The organism is Amycolatopsis sp. NPDC049868, from assembly GCF_044461365.1.
GTDB lineage: Bacteria > Actinomycetota > Actinomycetes > Mycobacteriales > Pseudonocardiaceae > Amycolatopsis.
The window spans coordinates 599,076-623,257 of the sequence record NZ_JBITKV010000004.1 but is presented as its reverse complement, the minus strand read 5'-3'; the positions used below and the strand labels follow the sequence as shown (position 1 = coordinate 623,257).

Annotated in this window: 30 protein-coding genes; 16 read left to right on the top strand and 14 right to left on the bottom strand. The window is 69.1% G+C overall.

Going from position 1 to position 24,182, the window contains the following annotated elements:
* Positions 1 to 114: 114 nt before the first annotated feature.
* Positions 115 to 582, bottom strand: coding sequence for a MarR family winged helix-turn-helix transcriptional regulator (locus ACIBTM_RS21470; RefSeq protein ID WP_395878805.1), 468 nt, complete (start codon positions 580 to 582; stop codon positions 115 to 117).
* Between the two features lie 96 nt (positions 583 to 678).
* On the opposite strand from ACIBTM_RS21470, the gene ACIBTM_RS21465 reads away from it, so the two are divergent.
* The gene (locus ACIBTM_RS21465) at positions 679 to 1,761 is read left to right on the top strand and encodes an epoxide hydrolase family protein (protein ID WP_395878804.1); all 1,083 of its coding nucleotides are present in this window, start codon (positions 679 to 681) and stop codon (positions 1,759 to 1,761) included.
* Positions 1,762 to 1,867: 106 nt separating this feature from the next.
* Here ACIBTM_RS21465 and ACIBTM_RS21460 read toward each other — a convergent pair whose 3' ends face one another.
* Positions 1,868 to 2,575 (bottom strand): GntR family transcriptional regulator, encoded by a 708-nt coding sequence (locus tag ACIBTM_RS21460; RefSeq protein ID WP_395878803.1) that lies wholly within the window; start codon positions 2,573 to 2,575, stop codon positions 1,868 to 1,870.
* A 126-nt stretch (positions 2,576 to 2,701) separates the two neighbouring features.
* Here ACIBTM_RS21460 and ACIBTM_RS21455 point away from each other — a divergent pair, with 126 nt between their 5' ends.
* Genes ACIBTM_RS21455 through ACIBTM_RS21420 form a run of 8 tightly spaced genes read left to right on the top strand, consistent with a single transcriptional unit; the run spans position 2,702 to position 9,246 of the window.
* Complete coding sequence (locus tag ACIBTM_RS21455; protein WP_395878802.1) at positions 2,702 to 3,685, top strand: phosphoglycerate dehydrogenase; 984 nt, start codon at positions 2,702 to 2,704, stop codon at positions 3,683 to 3,685.
* The gene (locus ACIBTM_RS21450) at positions 3,682 to 4,479 is read left to right on the top strand and encodes a hydroxypyruvate isomerase family protein (RefSeq protein ID WP_395878801.1); all 798 of its coding nucleotides are present in this window, start codon (positions 3,682 to 3,684) and stop codon (positions 4,477 to 4,479) included. Before ACIBTM_RS21455 ends, ACIBTM_RS21450 begins: the two co-directional genes overlap by 4 nt.
* A complete protein-coding gene (locus ACIBTM_RS21445) occupies positions 4,476 to 5,084 on the top strand; it encodes a hypothetical protein (RefSeq protein WP_395878800.1) in 609 nt (202 codons plus the stop codon). Before ACIBTM_RS21450 ends, ACIBTM_RS21445 begins: the two co-directional genes overlap by 4 nt.
* The gene (otnK, locus tag ACIBTM_RS21440; protein WP_395878799.1) at positions 5,081 to 6,316 is read left to right on the top strand and encodes a 3-oxo-tetronate kinase; all 1,236 of its coding nucleotides are present in this window, start codon (positions 5,081 to 5,083) and stop codon (positions 6,314 to 6,316) included. The genes ACIBTM_RS21445 and otnK overlap by 4 nt, the downstream gene beginning before the upstream one ends.
* Complete coding sequence (otnC, locus tag ACIBTM_RS21435) at positions 6,313 to 6,960, top strand: 3-oxo-tetronate 4-phosphate decarboxylase (RefSeq protein WP_395878798.1); 648 nt, start codon at positions 6,313 to 6,315, stop codon at positions 6,958 to 6,960. The genes otnK and otnC overlap by 4 nt, the downstream gene beginning before the upstream one ends.
* Positions 6,957 to 7,655: a molybdate ABC transporter substrate-binding protein gene (locus ACIBTM_RS21430; protein WP_395878797.1), complete on the top strand. Its 699-nt coding sequence runs from the start codon at positions 6,957 to 6,959 to the stop codon at positions 7,653 to 7,655. Before otnC ends, ACIBTM_RS21430 begins: the two co-directional genes overlap by 4 nt.
* Entirely contained in the window at positions 7,652 to 9,001 is a 1,350-nt protein-coding gene (locus ACIBTM_RS21425) for a TRAP transporter large permease subunit (protein WP_395878796.1), read from the top strand. Before ACIBTM_RS21430 ends, ACIBTM_RS21425 begins: the two co-directional genes overlap by 4 nt.
* A complete protein-coding gene (locus ACIBTM_RS21420; protein ID WP_395878795.1) occupies positions 8,998 to 9,246 on the top strand; it encodes a hypothetical protein in 249 nt (82 codons plus the stop codon). The genes ACIBTM_RS21425 and ACIBTM_RS21420 overlap by 4 nt, the downstream gene beginning before the upstream one ends.
* An 11-nt stretch (positions 9,247 to 9,257) precedes the next feature.
* On the opposite strand, the gene ACIBTM_RS21415 is transcribed toward ACIBTM_RS21420, so the two are convergent.
* The 3 genes from ACIBTM_RS21415 to ACIBTM_RS21405 all read right to left on the bottom strand — a co-directional run bounded on the left by ACIBTM_RS21415 (position 9,258) and on the right by ACIBTM_RS21405 (position 11,967).
* The gene (locus ACIBTM_RS21415) at positions 9,258 to 9,920 is read right to left on the bottom strand and encodes a response regulator (RefSeq protein ID WP_395878794.1); all 663 of its coding nucleotides are present in this window, start codon (positions 9,918 to 9,920) and stop codon (positions 9,258 to 9,260) included.
* Entirely contained in the window at positions 9,917 to 11,158 is a 1,242-nt protein-coding gene (locus ACIBTM_RS21410) for a histidine kinase (protein WP_395878793.1), read from the bottom strand. The genes ACIBTM_RS21415 and ACIBTM_RS21410 overlap by 4 nt, the downstream gene beginning before the upstream one ends.
* An 83-nt stretch (positions 11,159 to 11,241) precedes the next feature.
* Complete coding sequence (locus tag ACIBTM_RS21405) at positions 11,242 to 11,967, bottom strand: TetR family transcriptional regulator (RefSeq protein WP_395878792.1); 726 nt, start codon at positions 11,965 to 11,967, stop codon at positions 11,242 to 11,244.
* Positions 11,968 to 12,054: 87 nt separating this feature from the next.
* Here ACIBTM_RS21405 and ACIBTM_RS21400 point away from each other — a divergent pair, with 87 nt between their 5' ends.
* The gene (locus tag ACIBTM_RS21400) at positions 12,055 to 12,510 is read left to right on the top strand and encodes a glycogen operon protein GlgX (protein WP_395878791.1); all 456 of its coding nucleotides are present in this window, start codon (positions 12,055 to 12,057) and stop codon (positions 12,508 to 12,510) included.
* A gap of 10 nt (positions 12,511 to 12,520) precedes the next feature.
* Here the strand turns inward: ACIBTM_RS21400 and ACIBTM_RS21395 are convergent, their stop codons facing one another.
* The 4 genes from ACIBTM_RS21395 to ACIBTM_RS21380 form a co-directional block, all read right to left on the bottom strand.
* Positions 12,521 to 13,246, bottom strand: a complete 726-nt coding sequence (locus ACIBTM_RS21395; protein WP_395878790.1) for a VanZ family protein — start codon at positions 13,244 to 13,246, stop codon at positions 12,521 to 12,523.
* Between the two features lie 124 nt (positions 13,247 to 13,370).
* Positions 13,371 to 13,976 (bottom strand): TetR/AcrR family transcriptional regulator, encoded by a 606-nt coding sequence (locus ACIBTM_RS21390; protein WP_395878789.1) that lies wholly within the window; start codon positions 13,974 to 13,976, stop codon positions 13,371 to 13,373.
* A gap of 28 nt (positions 13,977 to 14,004) precedes the next feature.
* The gene (locus ACIBTM_RS21385; protein WP_395878788.1) at positions 14,005 to 15,048 is read right to left on the bottom strand and encodes a hypothetical protein; all 1,044 of its coding nucleotides are present in this window, start codon (positions 15,046 to 15,048) and stop codon (positions 14,005 to 14,007) included.
* The gene (locus ACIBTM_RS21380) at positions 15,045 to 16,523 is read right to left on the bottom strand and encodes an FAD-dependent oxidoreductase (protein WP_395878787.1); all 1,479 of its coding nucleotides are present in this window, start codon (positions 16,521 to 16,523) and stop codon (positions 15,045 to 15,047) included. The genes ACIBTM_RS21385 and ACIBTM_RS21380 overlap by 4 nt, the downstream gene beginning before the upstream one ends.
* 127 nt (positions 16,524 to 16,650) lie before the next feature.
* On the opposite strand from ACIBTM_RS21380, the gene ACIBTM_RS21375 reads away from it, so the two are divergent.
* From ACIBTM_RS21375 to ACIBTM_RS21365, 3 genes are read left to right on the top strand one after another with little or no spacing between them, the layout of a single operon-like run.
* A complete protein-coding gene (locus ACIBTM_RS21375; RefSeq protein WP_395878786.1) occupies positions 16,651 to 17,313 on the top strand; it encodes a TetR/AcrR family transcriptional regulator in 663 nt (220 codons plus the stop codon).
* The gene (locus tag ACIBTM_RS21370; RefSeq protein WP_395878785.1) at positions 17,310 to 18,560 is read left to right on the top strand and encodes a glycosyltransferase; all 1,251 of its coding nucleotides are present in this window, start codon (positions 17,310 to 17,312) and stop codon (positions 18,558 to 18,560) included. The genes ACIBTM_RS21375 and ACIBTM_RS21370 overlap by 4 nt, the downstream gene beginning before the upstream one ends.
* 54 nt (positions 18,561 to 18,614) lie before the next feature.
* A complete protein-coding gene (locus ACIBTM_RS21365; RefSeq protein ID WP_395878784.1) occupies positions 18,615 to 19,373 on the top strand; it encodes an SGNH/GDSL hydrolase family protein in 759 nt (252 codons plus the stop codon).
* Here the strand turns inward: ACIBTM_RS21365 and ACIBTM_RS21360 are convergent.
* The 4 genes from ACIBTM_RS21360 to ACIBTM_RS21345 form a co-directional block, all read right to left on the bottom strand.
* Positions 19,364 to 19,936: a TetR/AcrR family transcriptional regulator gene (locus ACIBTM_RS21360; protein ID WP_395878783.1), complete on the bottom strand. Its 573-nt coding sequence runs from the start codon at positions 19,934 to 19,936 to the stop codon at positions 19,364 to 19,366. The genes ACIBTM_RS21365 and ACIBTM_RS21360 overlap by 10 nt on opposite strands.
* Positions 19,937 to 19,986: 50 nt before the next feature.
* On the bottom strand, positions 19,987 to 20,313 hold the full coding sequence (locus tag ACIBTM_RS21355; RefSeq protein ID WP_395878782.1) for an SRPBCC domain-containing protein: 327 nt from the start codon (positions 20,311 to 20,313) through the stop codon (positions 19,987 to 19,989).
* Positions 20,314 to 20,418: 105 nt separating this feature from the next.
* Positions 20,419 to 20,736, bottom strand: a complete 318-nt coding sequence (locus ACIBTM_RS21350) for a metalloregulator ArsR/SmtB family transcription factor (RefSeq protein ID WP_340682021.1) — start codon at positions 20,734 to 20,736, stop codon at positions 20,419 to 20,421.
* A complete protein-coding gene (locus tag ACIBTM_RS21345) occupies positions 20,736 to 21,122 on the bottom strand; it encodes a VOC family protein (RefSeq protein WP_395878781.1) in 387 nt (128 codons plus the stop codon). The genes ACIBTM_RS21350 and ACIBTM_RS21345 overlap by 1 nt, the downstream gene beginning before the upstream one ends.
* Positions 21,123 to 21,262: 140 nt before the next feature.
* Between ACIBTM_RS21345 and ACIBTM_RS21340 the strand changes: the two genes are divergently transcribed.
* From ACIBTM_RS21340 to ACIBTM_RS21330, 3 genes are read left to right on the top strand one after another with little or no spacing between them, the layout of a single operon-like run.
* Positions 21,263 to 21,847: an NADPH-dependent FMN reductase gene (locus ACIBTM_RS21340; RefSeq protein ID WP_395878780.1), complete on the top strand. Its 585-nt coding sequence runs from the start codon at positions 21,263 to 21,265 to the stop codon at positions 21,845 to 21,847.
* The gene (locus ACIBTM_RS21335; RefSeq protein ID WP_395878779.1) at positions 21,844 to 23,295 is read left to right on the top strand and encodes a DHA2 family efflux MFS transporter permease subunit; all 1,452 of its coding nucleotides are present in this window, start codon (positions 21,844 to 21,846) and stop codon (positions 23,293 to 23,295) included. The genes ACIBTM_RS21340 and ACIBTM_RS21335 overlap by 4 nt, the downstream gene beginning before the upstream one ends.
* Positions 23,292 to 23,666 carry a MerR family transcriptional regulator gene (locus ACIBTM_RS21330; protein ID WP_395878778.1) on the top strand — a complete coding sequence of 125 codons (375 nt, stop codon included), beginning with the start codon at positions 23,292 to 23,294 and terminating at the stop codon, positions 23,664 to 23,666. Before ACIBTM_RS21335 ends, ACIBTM_RS21330 begins: the two co-directional genes overlap by 4 nt.
* Here ACIBTM_RS21330 and ACIBTM_RS21325 read toward each other — a convergent pair.
* Positions 23,656 to 24,138 (bottom strand): hypothetical protein, encoded by a 483-nt coding sequence (locus tag ACIBTM_RS21325; protein WP_395878777.1) that lies wholly within the window; start codon positions 24,136 to 24,138, stop codon positions 23,656 to 23,658. The two genes, ACIBTM_RS21330 and ACIBTM_RS21325, sit on opposite strands and share 11 nt — an antisense overlap.
* Positions 24,139 to 24,182: the final 44 nt, after the last annotated feature.

Genomic DNA, 24,182 nt, shown 5'->3' with positions numbered 1-24,182 from the left:
GTGTTTTGTCTTGGTGGGGCGTGGCCCAACAGCCCATGTGGGGCCGGCCCCCCCCCCCCCCCCCCCCCCCCCCCCCACGCCTGCAGCAAGGGCGAGTCCCTTCAGCCACCCCAACTAGCCGGCCTCGCCGCTTCGCCGGTCGTGGTGATCCAGCAGCTTGGACAGCAGCTCGGTGAACTGCTCCCGCTCCTCGGGCGAAAGCGGCGCCAGCAGTTCGTCCTGGCGTTCGGCCAGCTGTTTCTCCAGCCGCCGCAGCTGCCGCTTGCCCGCCGTGGTCAGCGAGACGACGTTGCGCCGCCGATCAGCCGGATCCGGGGCACGCTCGACCAGTTCGCGTTCGGCGAGCTCGTTGATCGTCGCGACCATCTCGCTCACGTGGATGCCGCTCCGACGGCCCAGCGCCGCCTGACTGGCGGGCCCGGACTCGTCCAGCGTCGCCAGCACGCGGTAGTGGTAGCCGCGGGCGTCGACCGCGGAAAACCCGTCGGTCACCAGGCGATGCGCGTGGTTCGCGGTCTGCGTGAGCAGCCAGCTGGGCAGCATTCGCCAGCCGTCACGCGGCTCCTGCGAGGGGTCGTCCATGTGACGAGTCTAACCGAATCGTTGGGCGCCCGAACGATTGCGGTATCGTTTGGCAACCAAACGTTTAGCAACCCAACGAACTGTGGAGACCGCGCCGTGATCAAGCCCTTCCGCATCGACATCCCCCAAGCCGACCTCGACGACCTCGCCGACCGGCTGGCCCGCACCCGCTGGCCCAACGAGGTCGCCGACGCGGGCTCGGACTACGGATTCCCGCTCGCCCGGCTCAGAGAACTCGCCGAGTACTGGCGAACCGGCTACGACTGGCGCGCCCACGAAGCCGAACTCAACGAACTGCCGCACTTCACCACCGAGATCGAAGGCCAGAACATCCACTTCGTGCACGTCCGATCGGCGAATCCGGACGCACTCGCGCTGGTCCTCACCCACGGGTGGCCCGGTTCGTTCCTGGAGTTCCTGGGCATGATCGAGCCACTGACGCACGATTTCCACCTGGTGATCCCGTCGATTCCGGGGTACGGCTTCTCGGGGCCGACCCACGAACGCGACTGGAGCGTCGAGCGGATCGCACGGGCCTGGGCCGAGCTGATGCGCCGACTCGGCTACGAGCGCTACGGCGCCCAAGGCGGCGACTTCGGCTCAGGTATTTCGACAGCACTCGGCGCGGTGGCACCGGAGCACGTCGTCGGCGTGCACGTGAACTACCTGCCGACCCGGCCGGACCCCGAAGCCGGCATCGAACTGTCCGAAGAGGACGAAGCCCGCCTCGAAAAGGTGAAGCAGCTCATGGCGAATCGTCCGCCGTACCAGGCGCTGCAGATCGCCACCCCGCAGACCATCGGCTACGCGTTGACCGACTCACCGGTCGGACAGCTCGCGTGGATCGCCGAACGCTTCGCGCAGTGGACGGACCCGCGCACGCCGGTCGACGACGACCGGATGCTCACCGACATCTCGCTGTACTGGCTGACCGCGACCGCGGCCTCGTCCGCGCGGTTGCACCACGACGCCGGAAAGGTGAGCACCCCCTGCCGCGTGCCGCTCGGCGTGGCCGTACTCCCGCATGACATCACGCGATCGGTACGCCAACTCGCCCAGCGGTTGTTCGACATCAGGCACTGGTCGGAATTCGAACGCGGCGGTCACTTCGCCGCGATGGAGGTTCCGGATCTGCTCGCCGCGGACATCCGGGAGTTCTTCCTCGGCCTCGACAACTAGTCGCGACCCGGCCACGGGCCCCTTGGGCTCGTGGCCGGGTTTTTGAGGGCTATGTGGTGGCTTTTAAGCCAGCCGAGCTGAATAGGTCGTTATACACTTAGATGATTCAGCGACCCGCGGGGAGGTCGGCCGCCTCGACCGACCTCCGGTCTTCGAGAACGCGCTGCTTCGCGTTCTCGATATGCCGCCGCATGGCGGCCGCCGCCCCGTCGGCCTCCCCCGCCACCAAGGCGGCGTAGACGGTGCGATGCTCCTCAGCCGCCAGTCCGGGCGCTCCCCTGGCGGAGCCGAGCTTCGCGAAGAACCGGAACCTCTGCACCTGGCCACCGAGCGACCGGTAGGCCTTCTCCAGGAACGGGTTGTCCGCCTGAGCGGCGATGAGCAGGTGGAACCGTTCGTCGATCGTCCAATAGGCGCTGAAGGCCGCCGTGTCGGGCGACGTGGCGGCGCGGGCGAGGTCGTCGACACTCTTCAAGACCTCATCGAGGAACTCGGGGGTCGTCCGGCGGGCGGCCTCGTAAGCGAGCGCGGGTTCGAGGACCAGACGGGCGTCCATCAGCTTGATCAGCTCGAACTCGGTGAGCAGCGGGGCGACCCGGTAACCCTTGAGCGCTTCACGGCGGACGAGCCCGGTGTGCTCCAGCCGCGCCAACGCCTCCCGGAGCGGCGTCTGGCTGACGTCGAGTTCTCGTGACAGCGCACCGATGTTGACCGGTTCGCCCGCGGACCATCGGCCGTCGGTGAACTGACCCAGCAGCACCTCGTACATCCGATCGGCGAGCGGTTGCCGTCCGGACTTCCGCGGGGAAGCCATGTGTCCCTCCTTAGTCGCATCACGATATCCCGCGCGGCCCGGGGGCTTGATCTTGCCTGGCTATAGTATTGACACAAATCCTATAGTATTCGCATCAGGCCGCCCCGAACAGGAGAAACGAACCCGATGACCATGCGCGTACTCGTGACGACCTCGTATCTGAAGCCCGGCGGCGAGGTCGACCAGCTGCTGTCGGACGCGGGTTTCGACACCGTCTTCACCAGCCCCGCGCAGCGCGAGGCCACCGCCACTCCCCTGGCCGACCTCGTACGCGACGCCGACGGGATCGTCGCGGGCACCGATGTCTTCCCCGCCGGTGTCATCGAAGGCGCGAAGCGGCTCAAGGTGTTCGGCCGCTGCGGAGCCGGTTACGACAACATCGACCTCGACGCGGCGACCCGAGCCGGCGTGGCCGTCACCTACACCCCCGGCGCGAACCGCCGGTCGGTCGCCGAGCACGTCCTCGCGCTCATGCTCAACTGCGCCCGCCTCATCCCCCAGAACATCGCGAGCGTCCAGGCGGGCCGCTGGGAGCAGCGCAGCGGACGGGAACTCGACGGTGCCGTGCTGGGCCTGATCGGGCTGGGATCGATCGGCAAGACGGTGGCGCGGCTGGCGCTGGCGTTCGGGATGCGGGTCGTCGCCCACGATCCGTACCCCGACCGCGACTTCCTGGCGGAGACCGGCGTCGAAGCCCGCACCTTCGACGAAGTCCTGGCGGAGGCCGACTTCCTCAGCCTGCACCTTTTCCTCGACGACTCCACCCGTCACCTGATCGACGCGTCCGCACTGCGAAAGATCAAACCCGGGGCCTTCCTGATCAACACCGCGCGCGGTGAAGTGGTGGACGAGGAGGCCCTCGCCGACGCGCTGGAGAACGGCGTGCTGGCGGGCGCGGCCCTGGACGTGCTCACGGAAGAGCCCTTGCCGCTCGACAGCAGGCTGCGCGGGCTCGACAACGTCGTGATCACCGCCCATATCGGGGCCGCGACGGAACAGGCCCGGTCCCGCTCCAGCATGATGGCCGCCCAGCAGGTGATCGACGTCCTCCAGGGCCGCGCCCCCGCCAACCTCGTCAACCCCGGCCACGAGACGGCGGGGCGCCGATGATCCTCCACAATGGACTCCGCTTCGCCGCCAACCTCAAGTGGCTGTTCACCGAACTCCCCTTCGAACAGCGCTTCGACGCGGCAGCGGCGGCAGGTTTCACCGCCGTCGAGTACGCGTCGCCGTACTCCTTCCCCGCCACCACGCTCGTCCGGCGTCTCGCCGACGCCGGCCTGACCCAGATCCTGATCAACTCCCCGACCGGCGAACCCGGCTCCCCCGAGCGGCTCGGCTACGCGTGCCTTCCCGGCCGCACCGCCGAGTTCCGCGCGGGTGTGCAGCTCGGCCTGGAGTACGCCACGACCCTGAACAGTTCGTTCCTGCACCTGCCCGCCGGGATCCGGCCCACCGACGTCTCCCGTGACCGTGCCTTCGCGCACTACGTCGCCAACATCGCGTGGGCCGCGGACCAGGCAAAAGACAGCGGCGTCCGGCTGTTGCTGGAGGCACAGAACAAACAGGACGCGCCAGGCTTCCTCCTCGACGACCAGGCACACGCGGCCGCGGTGTGCGACGCGATCGGCGAGCCCCACGTACGCCTGCTCTTCGACGTCTACCACGCCTCCATCGACGAGAAGGACGTCGTCACGGCGCTACGGGAGTTCCTGCCCAAGGCGGCCCATCTGCAGATCGCCGACTCACCCGGCCGGGCCGAGCCCGGTACCGGCGGCATCCCCTGGACCGACGTCTTCGGCACGCTCCGTTCCGTGGGATACGACGGCTGGATCGGCTGCGAGTACAAGCCGGCCACCGGCACCGAAGCAGGTCTGAGCTGGATCAAGGAGCACAGCCGATGAACCCTCGCATCGCGTTGATCAGCGCCACCCCGGCCGCGATCCCACCCGCTGTGACCGCCCTGGAGAAAGGATTCCCGCGGGCCCGCCCGTGGAACATCCTCGACGACCGGCTGCTGGCCGACGTCGGCGAGAGCGGCCGCACCCCGGCGTTGGACGATCGGATGCGCCGGCTCATCGACTACGCGGTCTCCGGCGGCGCAGACGGTGTCCTGCTCACGTGCTCGCTTTACGGCGAAGTGACGAAGCAGGTCGACGCGCCGGTCCCGCTCCTCGCCCCGGACGAGGCGGCCTTCGACGACGCGCTCTCCAGTGGCCGCACCAGGATTCTCGTGGTCGCCTCCCTGGCCACGGCGCTGAGCGACTCGACGGCACGCTTCGAGCAGGCGGCACGCGACAAAGGGATCCCCATCGAGGTCGGCGGACTTCTCGCGCCGGACGAGCTCATCGAGACCTGCCAGGCACGAGCTCGTGGCTGGGACCTCGTCCTGCTCGCCCAGTACTCCCTCGCCCCGGCCTCGGACGAGCTGTCGGCCGCGCTCGGCATCCCCGTCGTGTCCGGGCCCCGCAGCGCCGCCGCGAGGCTGAAGGCGGTGATCGGGGAATGACCGGCGTGCTCGGCGCGATCGCCGACGACTTCACCGGCGCGACCGACGTCGCCGTCGCCTTCCGCCGGGGCGGGCTGCGCACCGTGCTGTTCTTCGGGGTCCCGCCCGAAGGCGAGGTCACACCGCCGCACGACGCGATCGTGATCGCCCTCAAGAGCCGCGCGATCGCCGCCGCGGAGGCGGTCTCGATGTCCATGCGAGCGCTGCGATGGTTGCGGAACCGGAAGGCCGGACAGATCTACTTCAAGTACTGCTCCACTTTCGACTCGACGCCACGCGGCAACATCGGCCCGGTTCTCGACGCGCTTTCGCGGGCGCTGTCACCCGCAAGAGTCCTGACGACGCCCAGCTCACCAGAGCATGGGCGAACGCAGTACCAGGGCCACCTCTTCGTCGGTGACACCCTGCTGGCCGAATCGCCCATGCGCGACCACCCCGCGACGCCGATGACGGACTCGCACCTGCCCCGTCTGCTGCGAGAACAGACCACCACACCGGTCGCCCTCGTCACGCACGACATCCTCCGGCGCGGCGAGACCGCCGTACGCGAAGCGATCGACGGCAAGAGCGGATACGTACTCGTCGACGCGCTCACCGAAGAAGACCTGCGGCTGCTGGGCCGGATCGCGGCCGACTCGCCACTCGTCGCGGGCGCGGCGGGCCTCGCGGCCGGGCTCGCCGCCGCGCGAGCCTCCACGACGACGACCTTGACCGACACGTCTCCCCCGACCGGCCCGGCGGCCGTACTGTCCGGAAGCTGCTCGGCACGAACACTGGAGCAGGTCGCCGTCATGAAACGGCTCGGACGTCCCGCACACCGCCTCGACCCGGTGGCCACGCCGGATCCGGACGCGCTCGCCGCGGGCGCACTCGCCTGGTACGACACCCTGACCGAGCCCGGACCGCTCGTCTACTCCTCGTCGAGCCCGGCTGATCTTCGCCGTACGCAACAAGAACTGGGTGTCTCGCGAGCCGCCGAGATCCTGGAGAAGGCGACCGGGCTCATCGCCGTCGGTCTCGTCGAGCGCGGTGTGCGCAGGCTCGTGGCCGCCGGCGGCGAAACCTCCGGCGCGGTGGTCACGGCGCTCGGCGTCCGCGGCGGCGTCATCGGCGCCGAAGCCGCTCCCGGCGTGCCGTGGATCCACCCGGTCGAGGACCGACAGCCCGCACTGTTGCTCAAATCCGGCAACTTCGGCGATCCGGACCTGCTCGCGACGGCGTCCGGCTCATGAGCACCGACCGGCTCCACCGCGAACGCGTCATCGCCGCGGCCAGATCGCTGTACGACCGCGGACTCACCCACGGCCGCACGGGCAACATCTCGCTGCGCTACGGCGAGCAGATCCTCGTCACGCCGACCGGGGCCTGCCTCGGCACCATACGACCCGGAGATCTGTCGGTCATCGACGCCGACGGAAACCACCTCGCCGGACCACCGCCGTCGAAGGAAGCCTTCTTTCACGCGACCGTGCTGCGACGGCGGCCGTCCGACACCGCGGTCGTGCACACCCACTCGACGCATTCCGCCGCCGTCTCGTGCTTGGCCGATCTCGACCCGCACGACGCCCTTCCACCGCTGACCGCCTACTTCGCGATGCGGGTCGGCCGCCTCCCGCTGCTCCCCTACCACCCGCCAGGGGATCCGGGCGTCGCCGAGCCGATCGCCCGCGCCGCCGTCGGACATCCGGCACTGCTGCTCGCCAACCACGGCCCGGTGGTCGCCGGGACGAATCTCGACACCGCCTTGGACACCCTCGAAGAACTCGAGCACACCGCGGAGATCTTCCTGCTCCTGCGAGGCCGCGCCACCCGGCCGCTGACCGATCGTCAGCGCGACGCCCTCCACTCCCCACCCGCCCGAAAGGACACCCCATGATCAGCCTCTTCAGCGCACTCTCCGTCAAGAAACCGCTGGACGACGTCCTGCTCGACGCATTCAAGGCGAAGCACGCCCTCGACGTCGAGGTCACGTTCGACCCCACCACCATCCTCGTCGAGAAGATCCGCGACGGCGCCGAGCCCGACGTCGTGATCGCCGTTTCCACCGCCTTCGCCGGACTGGAAACCGCCGGCGCGGTCACCCCTGAATCCCGCGTGGTACTGGCGAAAAGCGGTATCGGCATCGCCACCGCGCCGGAACTCGGCGACCCTGACATCGGCACGGTGGACGCTCTGTGCACGGCCCTCACCTCGGCCCGGTCGGTCGCCTACTCCCGTAGCGGCGCGAGCGGGATCCACTTCGCCCGGCTGCTGGAAGACCTGGGCATCGCCGACGAGGTGAACGCACGCGCCACGGTGGTGGAGAAGGGCTTCACCGCGCTCGCCGTCACCGATGGCCGCGCCGACCTCGCGGTCCAGCAGATCAGCGAACTGAAGTTCGTCCCGCGGGCGCGGATCGTCGGCCCGCTCCCGGACGGAGCCCAGCACTACAGCGAACTCTCGGCCGCGCTCGGCCGCTCGGCCCCGCCCGAAGCCGCGGACCTGCTCCGATTCCTTTCCGGACCGGAAGCCAAGGCCGCATACCGCGAAGCCGGCCTCGTCACCGACACCACAGCACGGACCCACGCGTGAACGCGATCCTGGCGCTGGTCGCGTTCATCGCCGCCATCGTCGTGTGGAATGCGGTCTTCAAACGCAACATCGGCGAAGCGATGGTCATCGGCTTCCTCGTCACCGCCGCCTTCGCGGGCACGGACTTCTTCGCCGTCGCCTGGGAAAGCCTGCTCGACGGGCTGAAGTCCGAGATCACCTTCGCCGCGTTGGCGTTCGTCTTCGTCAGCGAACTGCTCACCAGGACCGGGCTGGTACAGCGGATGGTCGACATTCTCAGTTCGTTCCTCGGGCGCCGCCGGGGCGGATCGGCCTACGCCGCGACCGTCGCTTCAGGACTGTTCGGCGCGGTCGCCCACAACGGTGCCGCGATCGTCGCCACGGTCGGGTCGATCACCATCCCCTGGATGAAAAGGTCCAAGGCGAGCGGTGAGACCGCGGCACTGGTCCTGTCCGGGAACGCCGGCGTCGGCGCCACCTTCCCCTTCAGCGGCGCCTTCTTCATCCTCCTGGCCGCCCCGACCGTGGTGCCGGTGCTCAGCGCGGGCGACATCGTCGCGACGATCTTCGTCACCGGCGCCTGGATGGTGGGGATGCGGCTGATCATGGCCTACGTCATCGTGAAACGCCGTGGTGTGCAAGCGATGGAACCACAGGACATCCACCCCCTGCGCGCGTCGTTCAAGGTCGGCTGGCCGTCGCTGGTCGTCCTCGGTTCGATCGCCGTCCCGATCCTGCTCACCGCACCGCCGACCGCGGATTTCGTCTCGGCCCGCATCGGCGTGGACGCTCCGGACGCGATCCCGCTGCTCATCTGGCTGCCGATCGTCATGCTGCTGGTCGGCCTGCTCGTCGAGCGCAGGCTGCTGCCGAAGGGCCGGGCGCGATGGTGGGATCTCTTCGGCGCGGTCGGCCCCAAACTCGGCCTGGTCGGAGTCACGATGATCTCCGCGTTCGCCGCGTCGAACGTGCTGAAGACGCTCGGCCTCGACGATCAGCTCAAGCCCTACCTCGAAGGGCTCACCGGGGTCTCTCCGCTGGTGGCAGCGATCGTGGTCGGTGTCGTCATCGTGCTCGTCGCCGGACCGCTCAACACGACGTCCACGGTCGCCGCCGTGGGACCCGTGGCGTTCGCCGCGCTCACGGCCGCGGGCATTCCACCGCACATCGCTTTCGCGGCGATCCTCGTATGGGCGTCGTCCGAAGGGTGCTCGCCGCCCGGTGCCGCGCCGCTCTATGTCGCGGCGGGCATCGCCGAGATCAACCCGGTACGGATCTTCGTCCCGGTCGTCCTCTACTACCTGTTGCCCACCCTGCTGTTCGGCGTACTGATGGCCGTCGGCTTGCTGTGGCTTCCTGGAGCGTGATCGCCGTGTACCGGATCCTGCTGGCCGCGACCCGCATCTGCCTGTTCGCGTTCCTCCTCGGCGGCTTCCTGGTCGTCGCCGGGCAAACACTCGGCATCGTCGTCGGTTCCGGGCCGATCGTGACGACGTTCGGCACCGATATCGCCGACAATGTCTGCGTCGTCGCCGGGATCGCGGGCATCCTCGCGTTTCTCTTGCTCTACACGAGGGAGGGCCGGGAAAACGCACCTGACGCCGAGGAATGAGGGTCGGGGTATCAGGGACTGTTCCCGGGCACGACGAGCCCCGCCTCGTACGCGACCACGACCGCTTGCGCGCGATCACGCACGCCGAGTTTGCCGAAAACCCTGCTGACGTGGGATTTCGCCGTCTGCTCCGCGATCACCAGCGCTTCGGCGATCTCCACGTTGGAAAGGCCACGCGCGATCAGCCTGAGCACTTCCGTCTCTCGCGCGGTCAGCTCGGCCACGAGGGAGTGACCCGTGTGAGCCGAGGCGTGTGTGCGGGCGAACTCGCCGATCAGCCGCCTGGTGATCGTCGGCGCGAAGAGCGCGTTGCCCGCGGATACCACCCGGACGGCGGTGACCAGGTCGTCCAGCGGCGAGTCCTTCAGGAGAAAGCCGCTGGCGCCCGCCCGCAGCCCGCCGAACACGTACTCGTCGATGTCGAAGGTGGTGAGGATCAGCACGCGGACCTCCGGCAGACCCGCCACGATCCGCCGGGTCGCTTCGAGACCGTCGAGTTCGGGCATGCGGACGTCCATCAGCACGACATCCGGTTCGAGTTCCGTGCACAGCGCGACGGCGGCGTTCCCGTCCGCGGCCTCCCCGACCACCCGGATGTCGGGCTGCGCGTCGAGCACCGCGCGGAAACTCTGCCGGACCATGGTCTGGTCGTCGGCGATGACCACCGAGATCACGGTTCCAGACGCCCCTCACGATCGAGCGGAACGGTCAAGGCGACGCGGAAACCGCCGTCGGCGCGCTCCCCTGCCTCAAGATCAGCCGCGAGCATAGCGGCCCGCTCCCGCATTCCCACCAGACCGTGCCCGCTTCGCATCGGCTCCGTCCTCTTCGGACCGTCGCCGCGGCCGTTGTCGATACGCAGCCGGACCGCCTCCGGACCGGCCGTGAGGTCGACGGAGATCGCCGCTCCTGGCGCGTGCTGGATCGCGTTGCTGAGGGCTTCCTGCACGATCCGGAACACCGACAACGCGACCCCGACCGGCACCGCGTCGAGGTCGCCGCGCAGGTCGAGCTCACACTCGGTGCCGGCGGCCTTGACCCCTTCGACGAGTTCGACCACCTTGCCCAACCCCGGCTGCGGAGCGACCGCGGGCACATGTTCCTCGGACCGGAGCACCCCGAGCAACCTGCGCAGCTCGGTCAGGCCCTCGCGGGCGGTTCCGGCGAGGTCGGCGAACTCCCGCCAGATTTCGGCCTCGCGATCGGCCTTGCCGTGATCCGCGAACCGGAACCGCGCCGAGTCGGCGCGAAGAGCGAGCACGGACATGTGGTGTGCGACCACGTCATGCAGCTCCCGCGCGATTCCCGCGCGTTCCTCCAGCAGGGCCGCCCGGGTCTCCTCGGCGAGCCTGCGTTCCTGTTGCGCCGCGCGTTCTTCTTCGGCGAGCCTTCGCTGGCGGACCGTGTTGCCGAGGAAGAACAAGATCCCGCCCAGCAGCACGAGCAACGCCGCGTCCCGCCAGTCACGAAGGAATGGGGTGGCGGCACCGAACGAGATCAGCCCCGCCCACGCGAGTTGCGGCTGATCGTTGCTCTCCCCCACCAGATAGAAGACGAGCGCCGCGGTGACCGCGAGTCCCGGCGCCCATGGCCAGCCCCAGGACTCGGCGATTCCGGGCAAGGTCGGCGGGGTGCTCACGATGCCGACGATCAGGACACGCCATCCCCACAGCGGTGAGCGCACCGCCAGCAGGCACGGCAGCACGGAGATGAGGACGTTGAACGTCTTCAAGGGCGGCGGCACCGAAACGGTCGAGAACGTGACGAAACCCGCCCACAGTCCACACGCGACGATCGCGAGAGCGCGCAGCCAGCGCAGCCCCGCCGAACGCTTCGGCGGGGCATCCGTTCCGGCGTAGGCCGTGTAGCGCAGGGCGTCCCGCCACACCCGCAGGCGCTGTCGGTCGATCATCAGGCGTCACCCTACCTTCAGACCGACTCACCGTGCGTAGTCAAAGGCGGGGCGCGCCTGCTTGGCACTGAGTGCCAGATGGCTTACGGCTCGTTCAAGGCGGCGTTGACCTTGGCGATGACGGCGTGCAGGGGCGTCGCCGTGGTCATCACCGCCACCAGCGTCGTTTCGTCCGGCGGTTCTTCGACCCTGAAAGCGTCGATCACCAGCGCGAAGGCCTCCGCCGCGCTGGCGGCGATGTCGTCCTGCCCGCCACTGCGCAGCCAGCGCCGCAGCACATGGTTGTTCGCGGCCGCGATCGCCGCGGCGGCCACCGCCGCCCTCAGGCTCGCCGACTCGTCGCCCTGCTCCGTGAACCGCGCCCGCAAGTAGCGGGCGAGCACGCGCTGATAGCGGTCGACGGTCGCGACCTCCTTGTCCCGCAAGGAAGGAACCGTTCGTGTCAGGGTGAACCGCTTGAGCGACACGTCGAGTTCCGCGGCATAGGAGTCAAGGACAAGACCGACGGCGGAACAAGCCACCTCCACCGGATCACGATCCGGGTCCGCGGCGGCGAACGTCTCCTCCATCTCGGCCACGATTTCGTCGTGGTTGGCGAAGAGCACGTCGTCCTTGGCGTCGAAGTACCGGAAGAACGTCCGGCGGCCGACCCCCGCGGCCGCCGCGATCTCGTCCACCGTGGTGGCCTCGTAGCCCTTGGCCGCGAACAGGTCCACGGCCGCCGCCGCGAGCGCGCGGCGCAGGCGGCGCCTGCCCGCGGGGGTCGCGCCGGCTCGGGTCACCGGCGCTCGGCGCGGCGAATCGGTCATAGCGGGACGGTAGCAGCCACTTGCTAGTGGCACTGAGTGCCGTTACGCTGTGCGGAGTCCCCCACCCCCGCTCGGAAGGCGCCGACGATGTCGCTGGACCACCAAGTGCTTCCGGTCGAGTCACGCTCGATCCGCCCCCGCGGCGACGCCTTCTACAGCCGTCTCTTCGGCTGGTCGCTGAAATGGCGGGGCCCGCAGCCGTTCCTGGTACTGGAAGGCGGGATCTGCGCGGTGACCCTGCCCAAGATCAACGGTGCCCAGGTCCTCACCCGGCTCGCCGACACCGGCTGCGGAGGTCCCGCCATGGCGGTGCTGACCCAGCAGGGCCCGCGCGTGGCCATCCTCGCGGAGACCGACGGCCTGATTCCCCCGCGGATCTCCCTGCCGCAGCATGTCGAAGTACTCGCCTGGGGCACGCTGCTCCCCTTGCCCGCCGATTCCGGACGCGCCGAGGCCCACGCGGAATGGCTCTCCGCGCCGGATCCCCGGCAGCGCTGGCTTCCCAGCCTGGACGCGGTCCTCGCCGCCGTCCGGCCGAGGTAGCGCCGGCGGTTCACGCCGCCACCGACGCCTGCGCGGAAACGAGAAGGGCTCCACCGTCCGATTCGGACAGGGTGATCTCAAGGGTCGCGCCTTCGGCCAACGGCGGCAGATCGCTCAAGGTCACGCGACCGATCAACCGTTGCCCGCGGCGCGCGTGCACCACACCGGAACGCCGGACCTCGATCCCCGATCGGTGCCACACGCGGACATTGCCCGACGTCGTCCGGCCACGCCACTGGCTTCCGCACCAGGCCGCGAGCGCGGCCCCCATCGTGTTGCACAGGACGTCGTCCAGCGAACCCACCCGGCCGGCGTCCTGCCAGACCTGAAGACATTCGATCGACACGGACACCAGGAACGCCGACAGGACGATCCGCGACACGGGCTTCGCCCAGCCGAAGCGCACCGGCAACAGGATCGCGAGCGGCGTCAGCAGGAAGACGTTGCCCGCCAACTGGAACAAGGCAAGTTCCGGACTGTCGCTGAAGACAGGCAGGACGTCCCCCAGCAGGTGAAGACTCACCGACGAGCCGCGTGCCGCCGTCGGCGCCGGCACGAAAACGATCAGAAGGACCGCGAAAAGCGCTGCCAGCAAAGCGAAATCCAGTACGACCGCGAACCGGCCGCGCCGTTTTCCGGTCAAGCGCGCGACGAATTCGGCGACACCCGCACCGGCCGCGGCGACGAGCAGCGACCACGGTGCGGCGTCGAAGAATGCCTGCCACCACCAGCCCATGCACTCCCCTTTCGCCGATGATCGTCTTCGGCGAGGGTGGCAGCATCGTGAAGGCCAGACAAGAACCCCGGCTATTGTCGGTGAATTACTACCATCCGCGTTGATACTTCACGGGCTTCGATTGTCACGGCCGTGCGGCCAGCGCGGGGCCGATCCAGCGGCGGACCATGGAGCGCAACCGCTCGTCGGTGTGCGCCGGTGTCGAGGGGTACTGCAGGAACGACAGGAACAGCCGCATCAGCATTTCGGCGAGCCCCTCGAAGTCGTCGTCGGTCGTGACGCCCACCGCCGTCCAGTCGACCGGCACGTTCCGGAGGATCCGCGCGCCGAGCGCGAACGACTGCGCCGAAGTGACCGCGACGGTGAAGACGTCGGCCTCGCCCGCTTTCAGGAGCAGTCCCAGGTACGGCTCGTCGGGGACCGCGCGGACGCCGAACACCACCGACTCCACGGCGACCTCGATGGGGTCGGCGAACGTGGCCAGATGCCGTTCCATCCGCCCGGCGAACTCCTCGACCCGGTCGAGCGCGACCGCGCTGAGGATGTCCGCGAGGCTCGGGTAGTAGCGATAGACGGTCTGCCGAGTCACACCCGCTTCCGCGGCGACGTCCGAGAGGCTGGTCTTGGCGAGACCGACCCGGTCGATGCACGCCGTCGCCGCCTCGACGATCCGGCGGCGCGCCTCGCGCTCGGTTCCGGGCGGGTTCCCCCGCCATCCGTGGTGCCCCATACGCCTCATCTTCCCCGAACGGAGAATCTCAGACGGTGGCAGGTGTCGCGCGGCGCACCCGGTACAGCGCGCCCAGCATCAGCCCTGCGGTCACGAAGCAGGCCAGTGCGTACAAGCCGCTCCCGATCGAAGTGCCGTTCTCGATGACGCCACCCACCCAGAACACGGCCATCCCGCCCAGATAGACAGCGGGATAGAACCGGGCGAAGGGTGCCAAAGGCTCTTCGGGACGTCCGTGCCGGACGAAGATCCAGATTCCGGCCAGCCACAGCAGGGCCAGCTCGACGCCGAGAACCCACACCTGCGCGGTCACGTTCCCGTCGAGCAGGCTCGACGGGAGCCCGGCGATCGCCATGCTCGGCGGGGTGAGGACCCCGGCCGGCAAGATGCGCGCCACCAGTGACCACCCTCGCCGCGCGCCGCCCGCCAGCCGCACCACCAGATAGGTCATGGCGCCCATCGATACGGACGCGAAGAGCAACATGCTGGTCATCGGCACCGAATCCAGCGCCGGGTGATTGACGATCCGGTTGTTCCCGTTCCAGGCCCACCATTTCACCTGCGGGCCGAGATGATCGAAGACCTCGTAGAAGACCTGACAGGCGAAGGCGACGGCCACGGACCCGATCAAGGCGCCCCGGGCACGGAAGATCCCGAGCGACCGGACGAGTTCGTAGGCGAGCTGACTGATCATCGGGTAGAACGCCACGATGTAGAGCGGCAGCCGATCCCACATGAACTGCACGGTGAACCGGTTGTGGGCGAAGATGAAGCCGTACTGCCGCTCGAGGCCGAACCACTCCGGGAAGTACAACGGCGGTTCGATGACGAAGAGGTAGACCAGCGAAGCGCACCACAACGCCAGATTCGTCGAGTCGCCCTGGCGGTACCGCCGGACGGCGTGCACCAGCGCGAACACGGCTCCGCCGACGACGAGCAGTTCCAGTAGCGGCATCGTCCAGTGGGCTTCCGTCCACGGCGCGCGGATCGAGAGCCACGGGGAGACGTCGTGACAGTCGAAACCGAGTCCTCGCGTGACGGCTTCCGCGTCCGGCCCGCACAGGGCGCTCACCGGGAGACCGCAGCTTCGGCGGCGGCGCCTTTCGGCGAATAGTCCGTGACCGGCGGTTCGGCGCGGGCGTCGAAGTCGAACGGGACCCGGTGCCGTCCCAGCGCGGCCCGGATCCGGTAGCGCACGAGCCCCGCGATCACCCGCGGGTTCGTCATCATGTCGCGCAGCGATTCGTCGAGGTTGAACACCTTCGCGAAGTGCTCGTCGACGACGTCGTCTTCGCGGGCGGCACCGACGATGAGCCTGAAGGCCGGCCCGGACACCGCTTCGAGCAGCCTGCGCCTCCACTCGGGCGCCTTTTCGGTGCCCACCGCGCAGGCGTAGCCCTGATCCCTCGCCATCGCCAGGCTCCACGGCACGTTGAGCAGCTTTCGTTGCGCCGCGAGGAATCGCGCGGAGAACTCCGGGCCGAGACGCCCGGCACGGGAGAGGTGCTCGCGCAACAGCAGTGCCGAGCCCGCGGCGGAACTGATGCCCTGCGCGTAGAACGGGTTGAACGCGCAGATCGAGTCGCCGACGAACGCCAGGCGCTCCGGCGGGGTGCGGAGCCGGTCGTAGCGGCGCCACTTGTTCCCGGTCGAGCGGGTCAGATGTACCTCGGAGGTCGGGGTCGACCGGTCCATCGCGGCCGCGAACAACGGCGCCCGCACCCGGCGGGCCGACTCGACGAACGCCTCGGTGGTACGCGGCATTTCAAGGCCCCAAGAGCCCATGCAGGCGATGACACGGTTGTCCTCGATCGGGAAGAAGTTCACCAGGAACTCGTGCTCGTCCGGATGCTCGCCCTTGTCGGGGGTCGGCATGATCACCAGATGCCGCCACCACCAGGACGGGGGCCGTTCTTCGGGTGAGGGCAGGTCGTACCAGCGTGAGGTGTAGGTGACTTTGGCGTCGAGGGTCCGCACTTCCGGCTCGGGCCAGCCGGCCGCCACCAGCCAAGCGCCGACGGAGGAACCGCGGCCCATCGCGTCGACCACGAAGTCGGCGTCGAGGTGTTCGTCGCCCTCGTGGGCGGAGAAGCCGACGCCCGTGACGACACCCGCCCGTGTCGTCAGCCCGCTCACCGCCACGCCCTCGCGGATCGTGACGTTCGGCAGGCCTCGGACCTTGTCGCGCAGTACGCGTTCGATGAGGATCCGCGAGCCGTAGATCATCGTCATCGCACTGCGTTTCCGCGCCGACCAGCCCTTCCCGTCGAGATACGCGGCGTCCATGGACGGCATCAGATGCAGTCCGCCGGCGGCGACGAGGTCGTCCTCGAATCCGGGGAACAGCGCGCCGATCGCGCGGCGGCCCGAGTTCAGCAGGAAGTGCGGATGCTTGCTCTGCGGTACCCCGCGCCGATGTTCGGCCTCGGCGGGCAGTTCGTCGCGTTCGAGCACCACCACCTCGTCGAAGTACGGGGCGAGCGCTCCCGCGGTGCAGAGTCCGGCGGCGCTGCCACCGAGGACGACGGCGGTCTTGCCGAGTCGCATGCGGACCAACTCCCAGCGTCATTCATACAGATTGACAATGGCTGTATGAATGTATGAATCGTCGCCGAAGCCTGTCAAGAGACCGTCTTGGTTGCCGATTTCGCGCCATCCGCGTTATTTTCAGACCATGCGGTCGGAGAAAAGACCAGATGGTCTGAGTTTCATCGAGCAGGCTCGGCGCAGGCAGATCCTCGACGGTGCCGCGCGGGTGATCGTCGAAGTGGGTTACGCCAACGCGTCGCTCGTCCGCATCGGCGAAGCGATCGGCAGTAGCAAGGGCGGCATCCTCTACCACTTCCCGGACAAGAACACGCTGGTCGGCGCGCTGGTACTGGACATCTACCAGCGCGGCGCTGCCGCCATCGCCGCCGCCGTCCGGGCGGCGGGAGACAGCACCGGTGCCAGGCTCAGGGCATACCTGCTGGCCAACCTCGCCTTCACCGCCGCACATCGGACCGAGGCGATGGCACTCGTGGAGCTGTCCAGCGGCTACCGCAGCCCCGAGGGATGGCGGCTCGACGAAGTGATCCGGCACTGGCTGGACGACCCCGCCCGCAGCGCCGAAGAACGTGCCGAGCTTGCCGTGCTCGACCTTGTCCCGCTGCTTCGCCAGGGTGTCGCGGACGGCGAATTCCGGCCGTCGCTCGACCCCGACGCGGTGGCCACCGCGCTGCGCGGAGCGATCGACGCCGCCGCGTCGCGCTGGGCCCGTGATCCGCGGTTCGACCCCGAAGCCTATGGCCGCGAGCTGGCCGATTTCGCCGACCACGCCTGCCGGAGGACACCATGACCCGACTGCTGATCATCACCACCGGCAGCCACGGCGACCACGCGCCCTACGCCGGTCTCGGCCAGGCGCTACAGCGGCACGGGGTGCGAGTGACCCTTGCCGCGACCAGCCGGTTCGAGCAGCTCGCCCTCGACGCGGGGATCGGGTTCGCCGCCTTGCCGGACGACCCGGAACCGATCGAGGCGACCGAACGCGGCCACCGCGCGAACGCGGGCGGGGCGCGCGGGTTGCGGGCGCTGGTCGAGCTCGGCGTCGAGCAGGCGCGCCGTCAACTGCCCTCCCTGATCGCCGCCGCGGCGGACGCCGACGTCATCGCCGCGACGATCCCGACACTGCTGCAAGCCAGGCCGATCGCCGAGGCCCACGGAGTGCCGCTGGTGGTGTTGCCGTTGCAGCCCGCCTTGCCCACCCGCGAGTTCTCCACGATCGCCACCCGCGACCTGGGACCGGCGCTCAACCGGACGCTCAGCACGCTGGCCGGGCGCTTCGCCTCCCGCTTGTACGCGCCGGTGGTCCGTGAGGTCCGCCAGTCCCTCGACCTGCCACCCGAGGACCGCCGTCAGGCGACGGCGCGGATCGACAGTCTGCCCGTGCTGCACGGGTTCAGCCCGGCCGTGCAAGCACGCCCGCACGACTGGCGGCCCGGCGCCGAGGTCGTCGGCTATTGGTGGCCGGTCGCCGGCAGCCGGCGACCTCGGGCCGAGCTGCTCGACTTCCTCGCCGCCGGGCCGCCGCCCGTGTTCATCGGCTTCGGCAGCATGGCGACCGGCCACACGACGAGGCTCGGCACCGCCGTCGCCGATGCGCTGGCCCGGACCGGGCACCGCGCCGTGGTGCAACGCGGGTGGGCCGATCTGCGGATCGACACCACCGGGCCGAACGTGATCACCGTCGACCACGTTCCGCACGAATGGCTCTTCCTTCGCGTGGCCGCGGTGGTCCACCACGCCGGCGCGGGCACCACCGCGGCGGCCCTGCGCGCAGGTGTCCCGTCGGTGCCTGTCCCCCACGCTCACGACCAACCGTTCTGGGCGCGCCGTCTGGTCGCCCTCGGTACCGCCCCGGCCGTTCTGCCCGCCGGGCGAGCCGACGGTTCGCGGCTCGCCCGGTGTCTTGTCGAAGCCACCGGCTCACCTCGCTACCGGGACAACGCCGCCCGGATCGCGTCCGCTGTCGCCAGCGACGACGCGGTGACCCCGGTACTACGAATGCTGCGACAGCTCACGGAGGGAAAGGCGACCGCTTGAGCGGTGGACTGGGTGGCATCCGGACTTGCCCGACCACTTCAGTAACATCCAGGTATGACCAACCGCTTAGTCTGTCTCGGCGATTCCTTCACCGAGGGTGTCGGCGACGAGGACCCGTCGTCCCCCAACGGCGTCCGCGGCTGGGCCGACCGCGTCGCGGGCACACTCGCGGCCAACCACCAGGACTTCCGCTACGCCAACCTCGCGATTCGCGGCAAGCTCCTCGGGCAGGTCCTTTCGCAGCAGCTCGACCCGGCACTCGCGATGAACCCGGATCTCGTGACGTTCTACGCCGGCGGCAACGACCTGATGCGGCCGAAGGTCGACATCGACGCCCTCATCGAGGATTACGACGTCGCGGTCGGCAAAGTGGTCGCCGCCGGGGCGCGGGTCATCCTGTTCACCGGTGTCGACGGGGTCGAAGACGCGTTGTTCCGCAGGATCCGGGGCCGCGTCGCGATCTACAACGAGCACGTCCGCGGTATCGCGGCGCGCCATGGGGCACTGCTGGTGGACATGTGGGCGATGCGCCAGCTGCGAGACAGGCGGCTGTGGGCGCCGGACCGCCTGCACCTGAACTCGTTGGGACACAACGAGATCGCCATCGCCGTCCTTGACGCGCTCGGTGAGCCGCACAAGCTGACTCCCGCCGCGCTCGGGCCGAGGCCGTCGCTGAGCCCGCAGGCACGGCGAACCGAGAACATCCAGTGGGGCAAGGAGCACGCTGTCCCGTGGATCAAACGCAGGTTGCGTGGCGAGTCCTCGGGGGACGCGCTCATGCCGAAACGCCCGGCGATGGACCCCTACACCTGACGCGGCCGAAGTCCGTCGAAGAGGATGCAGATCGTCCGGGCCCGGAATTCGGGCCCGGCATGCTCCGCCGCCTTCGCGGTTCCGATGATCACCGCGATCAGTTCGTCGACGCCGAGATCCTTGCGGACGTCGCCGGTGTCCTGTGCCCGGCGGAGCAGCACGCCGAGCGCGTCCTTCAGCCGGACACCGATGACCGACCCCGCCGACGGCACGCTGACACCGGCCGCCGACAGGGCCTCGAAGTAGGCGTTCTTCGCGCCGGACATCTCGATCCAGCCGGTCAGGAAGCCGAAGAACGCGGCACCCGGGTCGGGTGAGTCGGCGGCCACCGTGGCCTCCGCTTCGTCGACGAAGCGGTGCAGGCGCGCGAAGAGCACCGCTTCCAGCAGCGCTTCTTTCGTCGGAAAGTGCCGGAACACCGTACCGACGCCGACGCCTGCTTCGCGGGCGACTTCTTCGGTGGGCGCACTGGTGCCTTTGGCCGTGAAGACGCGCTCCGCGGCCTCCAATACCCGTGTGCGGTTACGGCGGGCATCGGCTCGGAGCGGTTTCTCGTCCGTCACAGCGGGGATCCTAGACCCGTTGTCGAGAGCCGATCCGGCGGCTCGCTCCGCTAGTCCGGCATCTCGTCCAATACGCGTGCCAAGGCCTTCGGAACACTGGTGCGCCAGCCGCCGCCCATGATCCGGCGCGACATACGTTGGAAATCGTCGTCGGGGTCGAAGCCCTCGTGACTGAGGAACAGCCGCGTCCCGCGCCCCTCCGGCTCAAGCCGCCACGTGACCGTCCACTCCGGACCCCAGCTGATGCTGAGCAGCCGCTCCGGCTCCACGGCCAGCACTTCGCAGGCGACCGGGCCGCCCGCGAAGCCCGCGGCGGGAACAGGATCCGCGAGCAGCTCGAACCGGTGTCCCACAACGGGTTCGATATCGTTCGGCATCCGCAGCCAGCGTTCCAGCAACTGTGGTTCGGTCAGCGCGCCACACCTTGCGCGGCGGATGCGCCAGGAACTGGTCGACGTGAACGGCCGTCGGATCTTCGTCGTTCAGAAGTCCTCCTCGTCCAGCAGGTCGCGCAGGTTGCCCAGCTTGCCGCGCCAGTACCGCTCGTACGGCGAAAGCCAGTCCGAAACCTCTTGCAGCGGCGCGGCCTCCAGAGAGTAGACGCGATTGCGGCCCTGCCTCTCCTCCCGGACGAGCCCGGCCTCACGGAGCACACGAAGGTGTTCCGACAGACTCGGCCGCCGCATGTCGAACCGTTCGGCGATCTCCCCCGCCGCCCGCGGACCGTCGAGGAGGATGCCCAGCACTTCACGGCGAGCCGGATTGGCGAGCGCGGCGAAAACGTCGTCGTTGACCGGCACTAGCGCGGCCAGTTCCCGTAGCCCGAAGCTTCGAGCAGCCCCATCGCGTTGCCATCAGGATCCTTCAGGGACGTCACACGGCCCCAAGGCATCTCCTCCGCGTCCTCGACCTCGACGCCCTGGGCGCGGAGCTCCACGATGTCGGCGTCGACATCCGTGGTGGTCAGCTGGAAGTGCACACGCGTGTCGTGATCCAGCCCGCCGACGGCGCGATCGACGAGCACGATCCCGGTGTCCGCCCCCTTGGGCCCGACCATGACGAACGGACCATGCGGGCCGCTGACATCGACGAGCAGATCGAAGCCGAGCTTGCCGAGGTAGAAGTCCCGTGCCTTGGCCAGATCGGAGACCGGCACGGTGAGGAACTGGATGCGGTCGATGTTCATACCCAGACCATACGTAGGAGATTTCCTACATGTCAACTCTCGACACCCTTACAACCTCGACATTGATAGAGGTCCAGGGTTCGTGACCACTGCCGCAACGCCTTGAGTTCGCCTATGGACGAACTTTTAGCGTCGTCGGCATGAGCACAGAAACCACCACGCAGTCCCCCATCCGCCTCGCCGTGATCATCGGCAGCGTCCGGCACGAACGCTTCGCCGACGCCATCACGGGATGGCTGCTCGCCGAACTCGCCACGATCGACGGCGTGGAGGTCGATCCGATCGACCTCGCCGACATCGATCTCCCGTTGCAGGGAACGCGCCCCGGTGGCACCGAGACGGTGATCAGCGACAGGTTGCGCGACGCTGACGCCTTCCTCGTCGTCACCCCGGAGTACAACCACAGCTTCCCCGCGGCGCTGAAGAACGCGATCGACTGGCACTTCACCGAATGGGCGTACAAGCCCGTCGCGTTCGTCGGGTACGGCGCGGGATCGGGCGGCATCAGGGCGATCGAGCAACTGCGGCTGATCTTCCCCGAGCTGAGGGCCACCACCATCCGCGACGCGGTACTGCTGAACGCTCCGTGGACCCGCCTGGGCCCGAACGGCTACGAAGGAACCGAGGGCGAACGCGGCGCACTGGCCGCGACGATGACGGAACTGGGCTGGTGGGCCCGCACCCTGCGCGCCGGACGCGTCGCGGTCGAGGTGAGTGCGGCATGAACCGCCTGACCGGGAGAGAACTGCGCATCGCGGCGGTGATCGCGCTCGGCGGGTTGATGGCCGTTCTCGACACCACGATCGTCGCCGTCGCGCTGCCGCGGTTCATGACCACCTTTTCCGCGTCGCTCACCACGATCCAGTGGATCGCGACCGCCTACGCGCTCGGCATGGTCGCGGCGATGCCGCTCGCGGCGACCTTCGCTCGACGGTGGGGAGCGCGCCGGGTGTATCTGGCCGCGCTGCTCGTGTTCGCGGTGGCGTCCGTGGCCGCCGGAGCGGCCGGTGATCTGGGATGGCTGATCGCCGCACGCGCGGTGCAGGGCCTCGCCGGCGGTCTCATCAACCCGCTGGGGATGACCATCGGCTTCGGCGCGGTGGCCCCGGAACGCCGGAGCCGGATGACCACGATCACCGGCCTTCCCCTGTTGATCGGGCCGATCCTCGGCCCGATGCTCGGCGGAATCCTGCTCGACGGGCTGTCGTGGCGGGCACTGTTCTTCATCACCGTTCCGCCCGCCCTGCTCGCCGTCGTCGGTGTGCTGCGCTGGGTACCCGCCGATACCCCGTCGGCGAACCGTGTTCCGATCGATTTCGCCGGTGGCCTGCTGCTCGTCCCCGGCGTGGTCGCGGTGGCGTACGGATTCAGCGAAGAGACGGCAGGCCTTGAGATCCGGGCGGTGATCGTCGCCATCGGGCTGGCGCTCATGGCGGTGTTCATCCGAAGGTCGTGGTGGCATCGCGCCCCGCTGCTGAACGTCCGGCTCCTGCGTGACCGGACCTTCGGGCGCAACACCGCGGTCCTCGTGCTGTACGCCGCGCCCTATTTCGGCTCGATGCTGCTGATGCCCGCCTACATTCAGGTGATGCGCGGCGATTCGCCCATGATCAGCGCGGTGATGATGGTCCCGGGCACGATCGGGATGGGCATCACCATCCAGTTCGCCGCCCGCGTCCTGGAACGCTTCGGGCCGAGGATCGTCGTCGGGACGGGGCTGAGCCTGGCGATCGCCTCGACCGCCCTGACCGTGCTCGTCCTCGCGCCGGACACGCCCTACCTGGTGCTGGGGATCTTGGGCGTGTTCCAGGGAGCGGGCACCGGAGCGATCATGATGCCCACCATCGTGAGCGCGGGCCGCGACCTGCGCGGACCGGATCTCGCGTCCGGTTCCGCGATCCTCCCCCTGGCCAGCACCATCGCGAGCGCGGTCGGCACCGCGGTGGTGAGCGCGGTGTTCAGCGGGCTGATCGCGGCGGCCAGCGCGGGCCGAGGCCTGGCCGCGCTGAGCGATCCGGCGGCGGGCTCGGCGCTCACCGGCGAGATCGTCGACGCGTATCGTCTGACTCTCGTCGGTGTGCTCGCGGTCATGGTGCTCGCCCTGGTGGTCAGGCTGCGGACCCGGCCCGCCGCCCCGACAGCGGAACCCACGACGGTACGGAGCGCGGCATGACGACATCGACACGATCCCCGCTCGACGCCCATCTGACCATCAGCGAGGTCGCGAGCAAGGCCGGGGTTTCGGCCAACGCCGTCCGGTACTACGAGCGCTACCGCGTCATCACCGCCGAGCGCACCGCGGGCAACGCGCGCCGCTTCACGATCGACGCCATCTGCCGGATCCGGCTCGCGGTCGCCGCCCAGCGGGTCGGCCTCAGCCTCGCCGAAAGCGCGGAAATCCTGGCCGAAATCCCGCCGATGTCCCCCGATCTCGAGCAGTGGTCGCGCGCGGGGCAACGGCTCATCGACGCCGGGCAGGCCCGTATCGCCGAACTCGCCTCGGTGGTCGACGAGTACCGGACGCTCGAGTTCCTCAGGAGCTGAACGGTGCTTCCGCGGGATTCGCCCAGCGGAACACCGGACGGTTCTCCAGACCGGGGTAGGCCACGGCCATACCCCGGTCCGGGGACATCGACCACAGCCGCGCGTCAGGCGACGCGGCATGCTTCGCCCAGTCCGGCGACCAGCCGGGGACGTAGCGTTCGTAGATGCGACGGATCCGGGCCAGGTCCTTGGCCTCCAGCCGCGCGGGGCCGCTCGTCCGCACCTGACGGACGTCATCGGGCGGATCGAAGGTCGCGACCATGACAGCGACTTCGCGATGGTCGTGAGCCGCAGCCAGGAACGGGGACGGCGGGCCGTCCGTCACCGGGGTGTGAAACCACAACCTGCCCTCCTCGGCGAGGAACCACATCGTCGCCAATGCCGGGTTGCCCCGGCCGGTGGTGGTGGCGACGCTGGCAGGCAGTCGCGGCTCGTCGAGAAGATCTCGTACCTCGAGAATCGGTCGGTCCATGACGCCAGCCTGCAACTTCGACCGCGATCGAGGTCCAGTGAGCA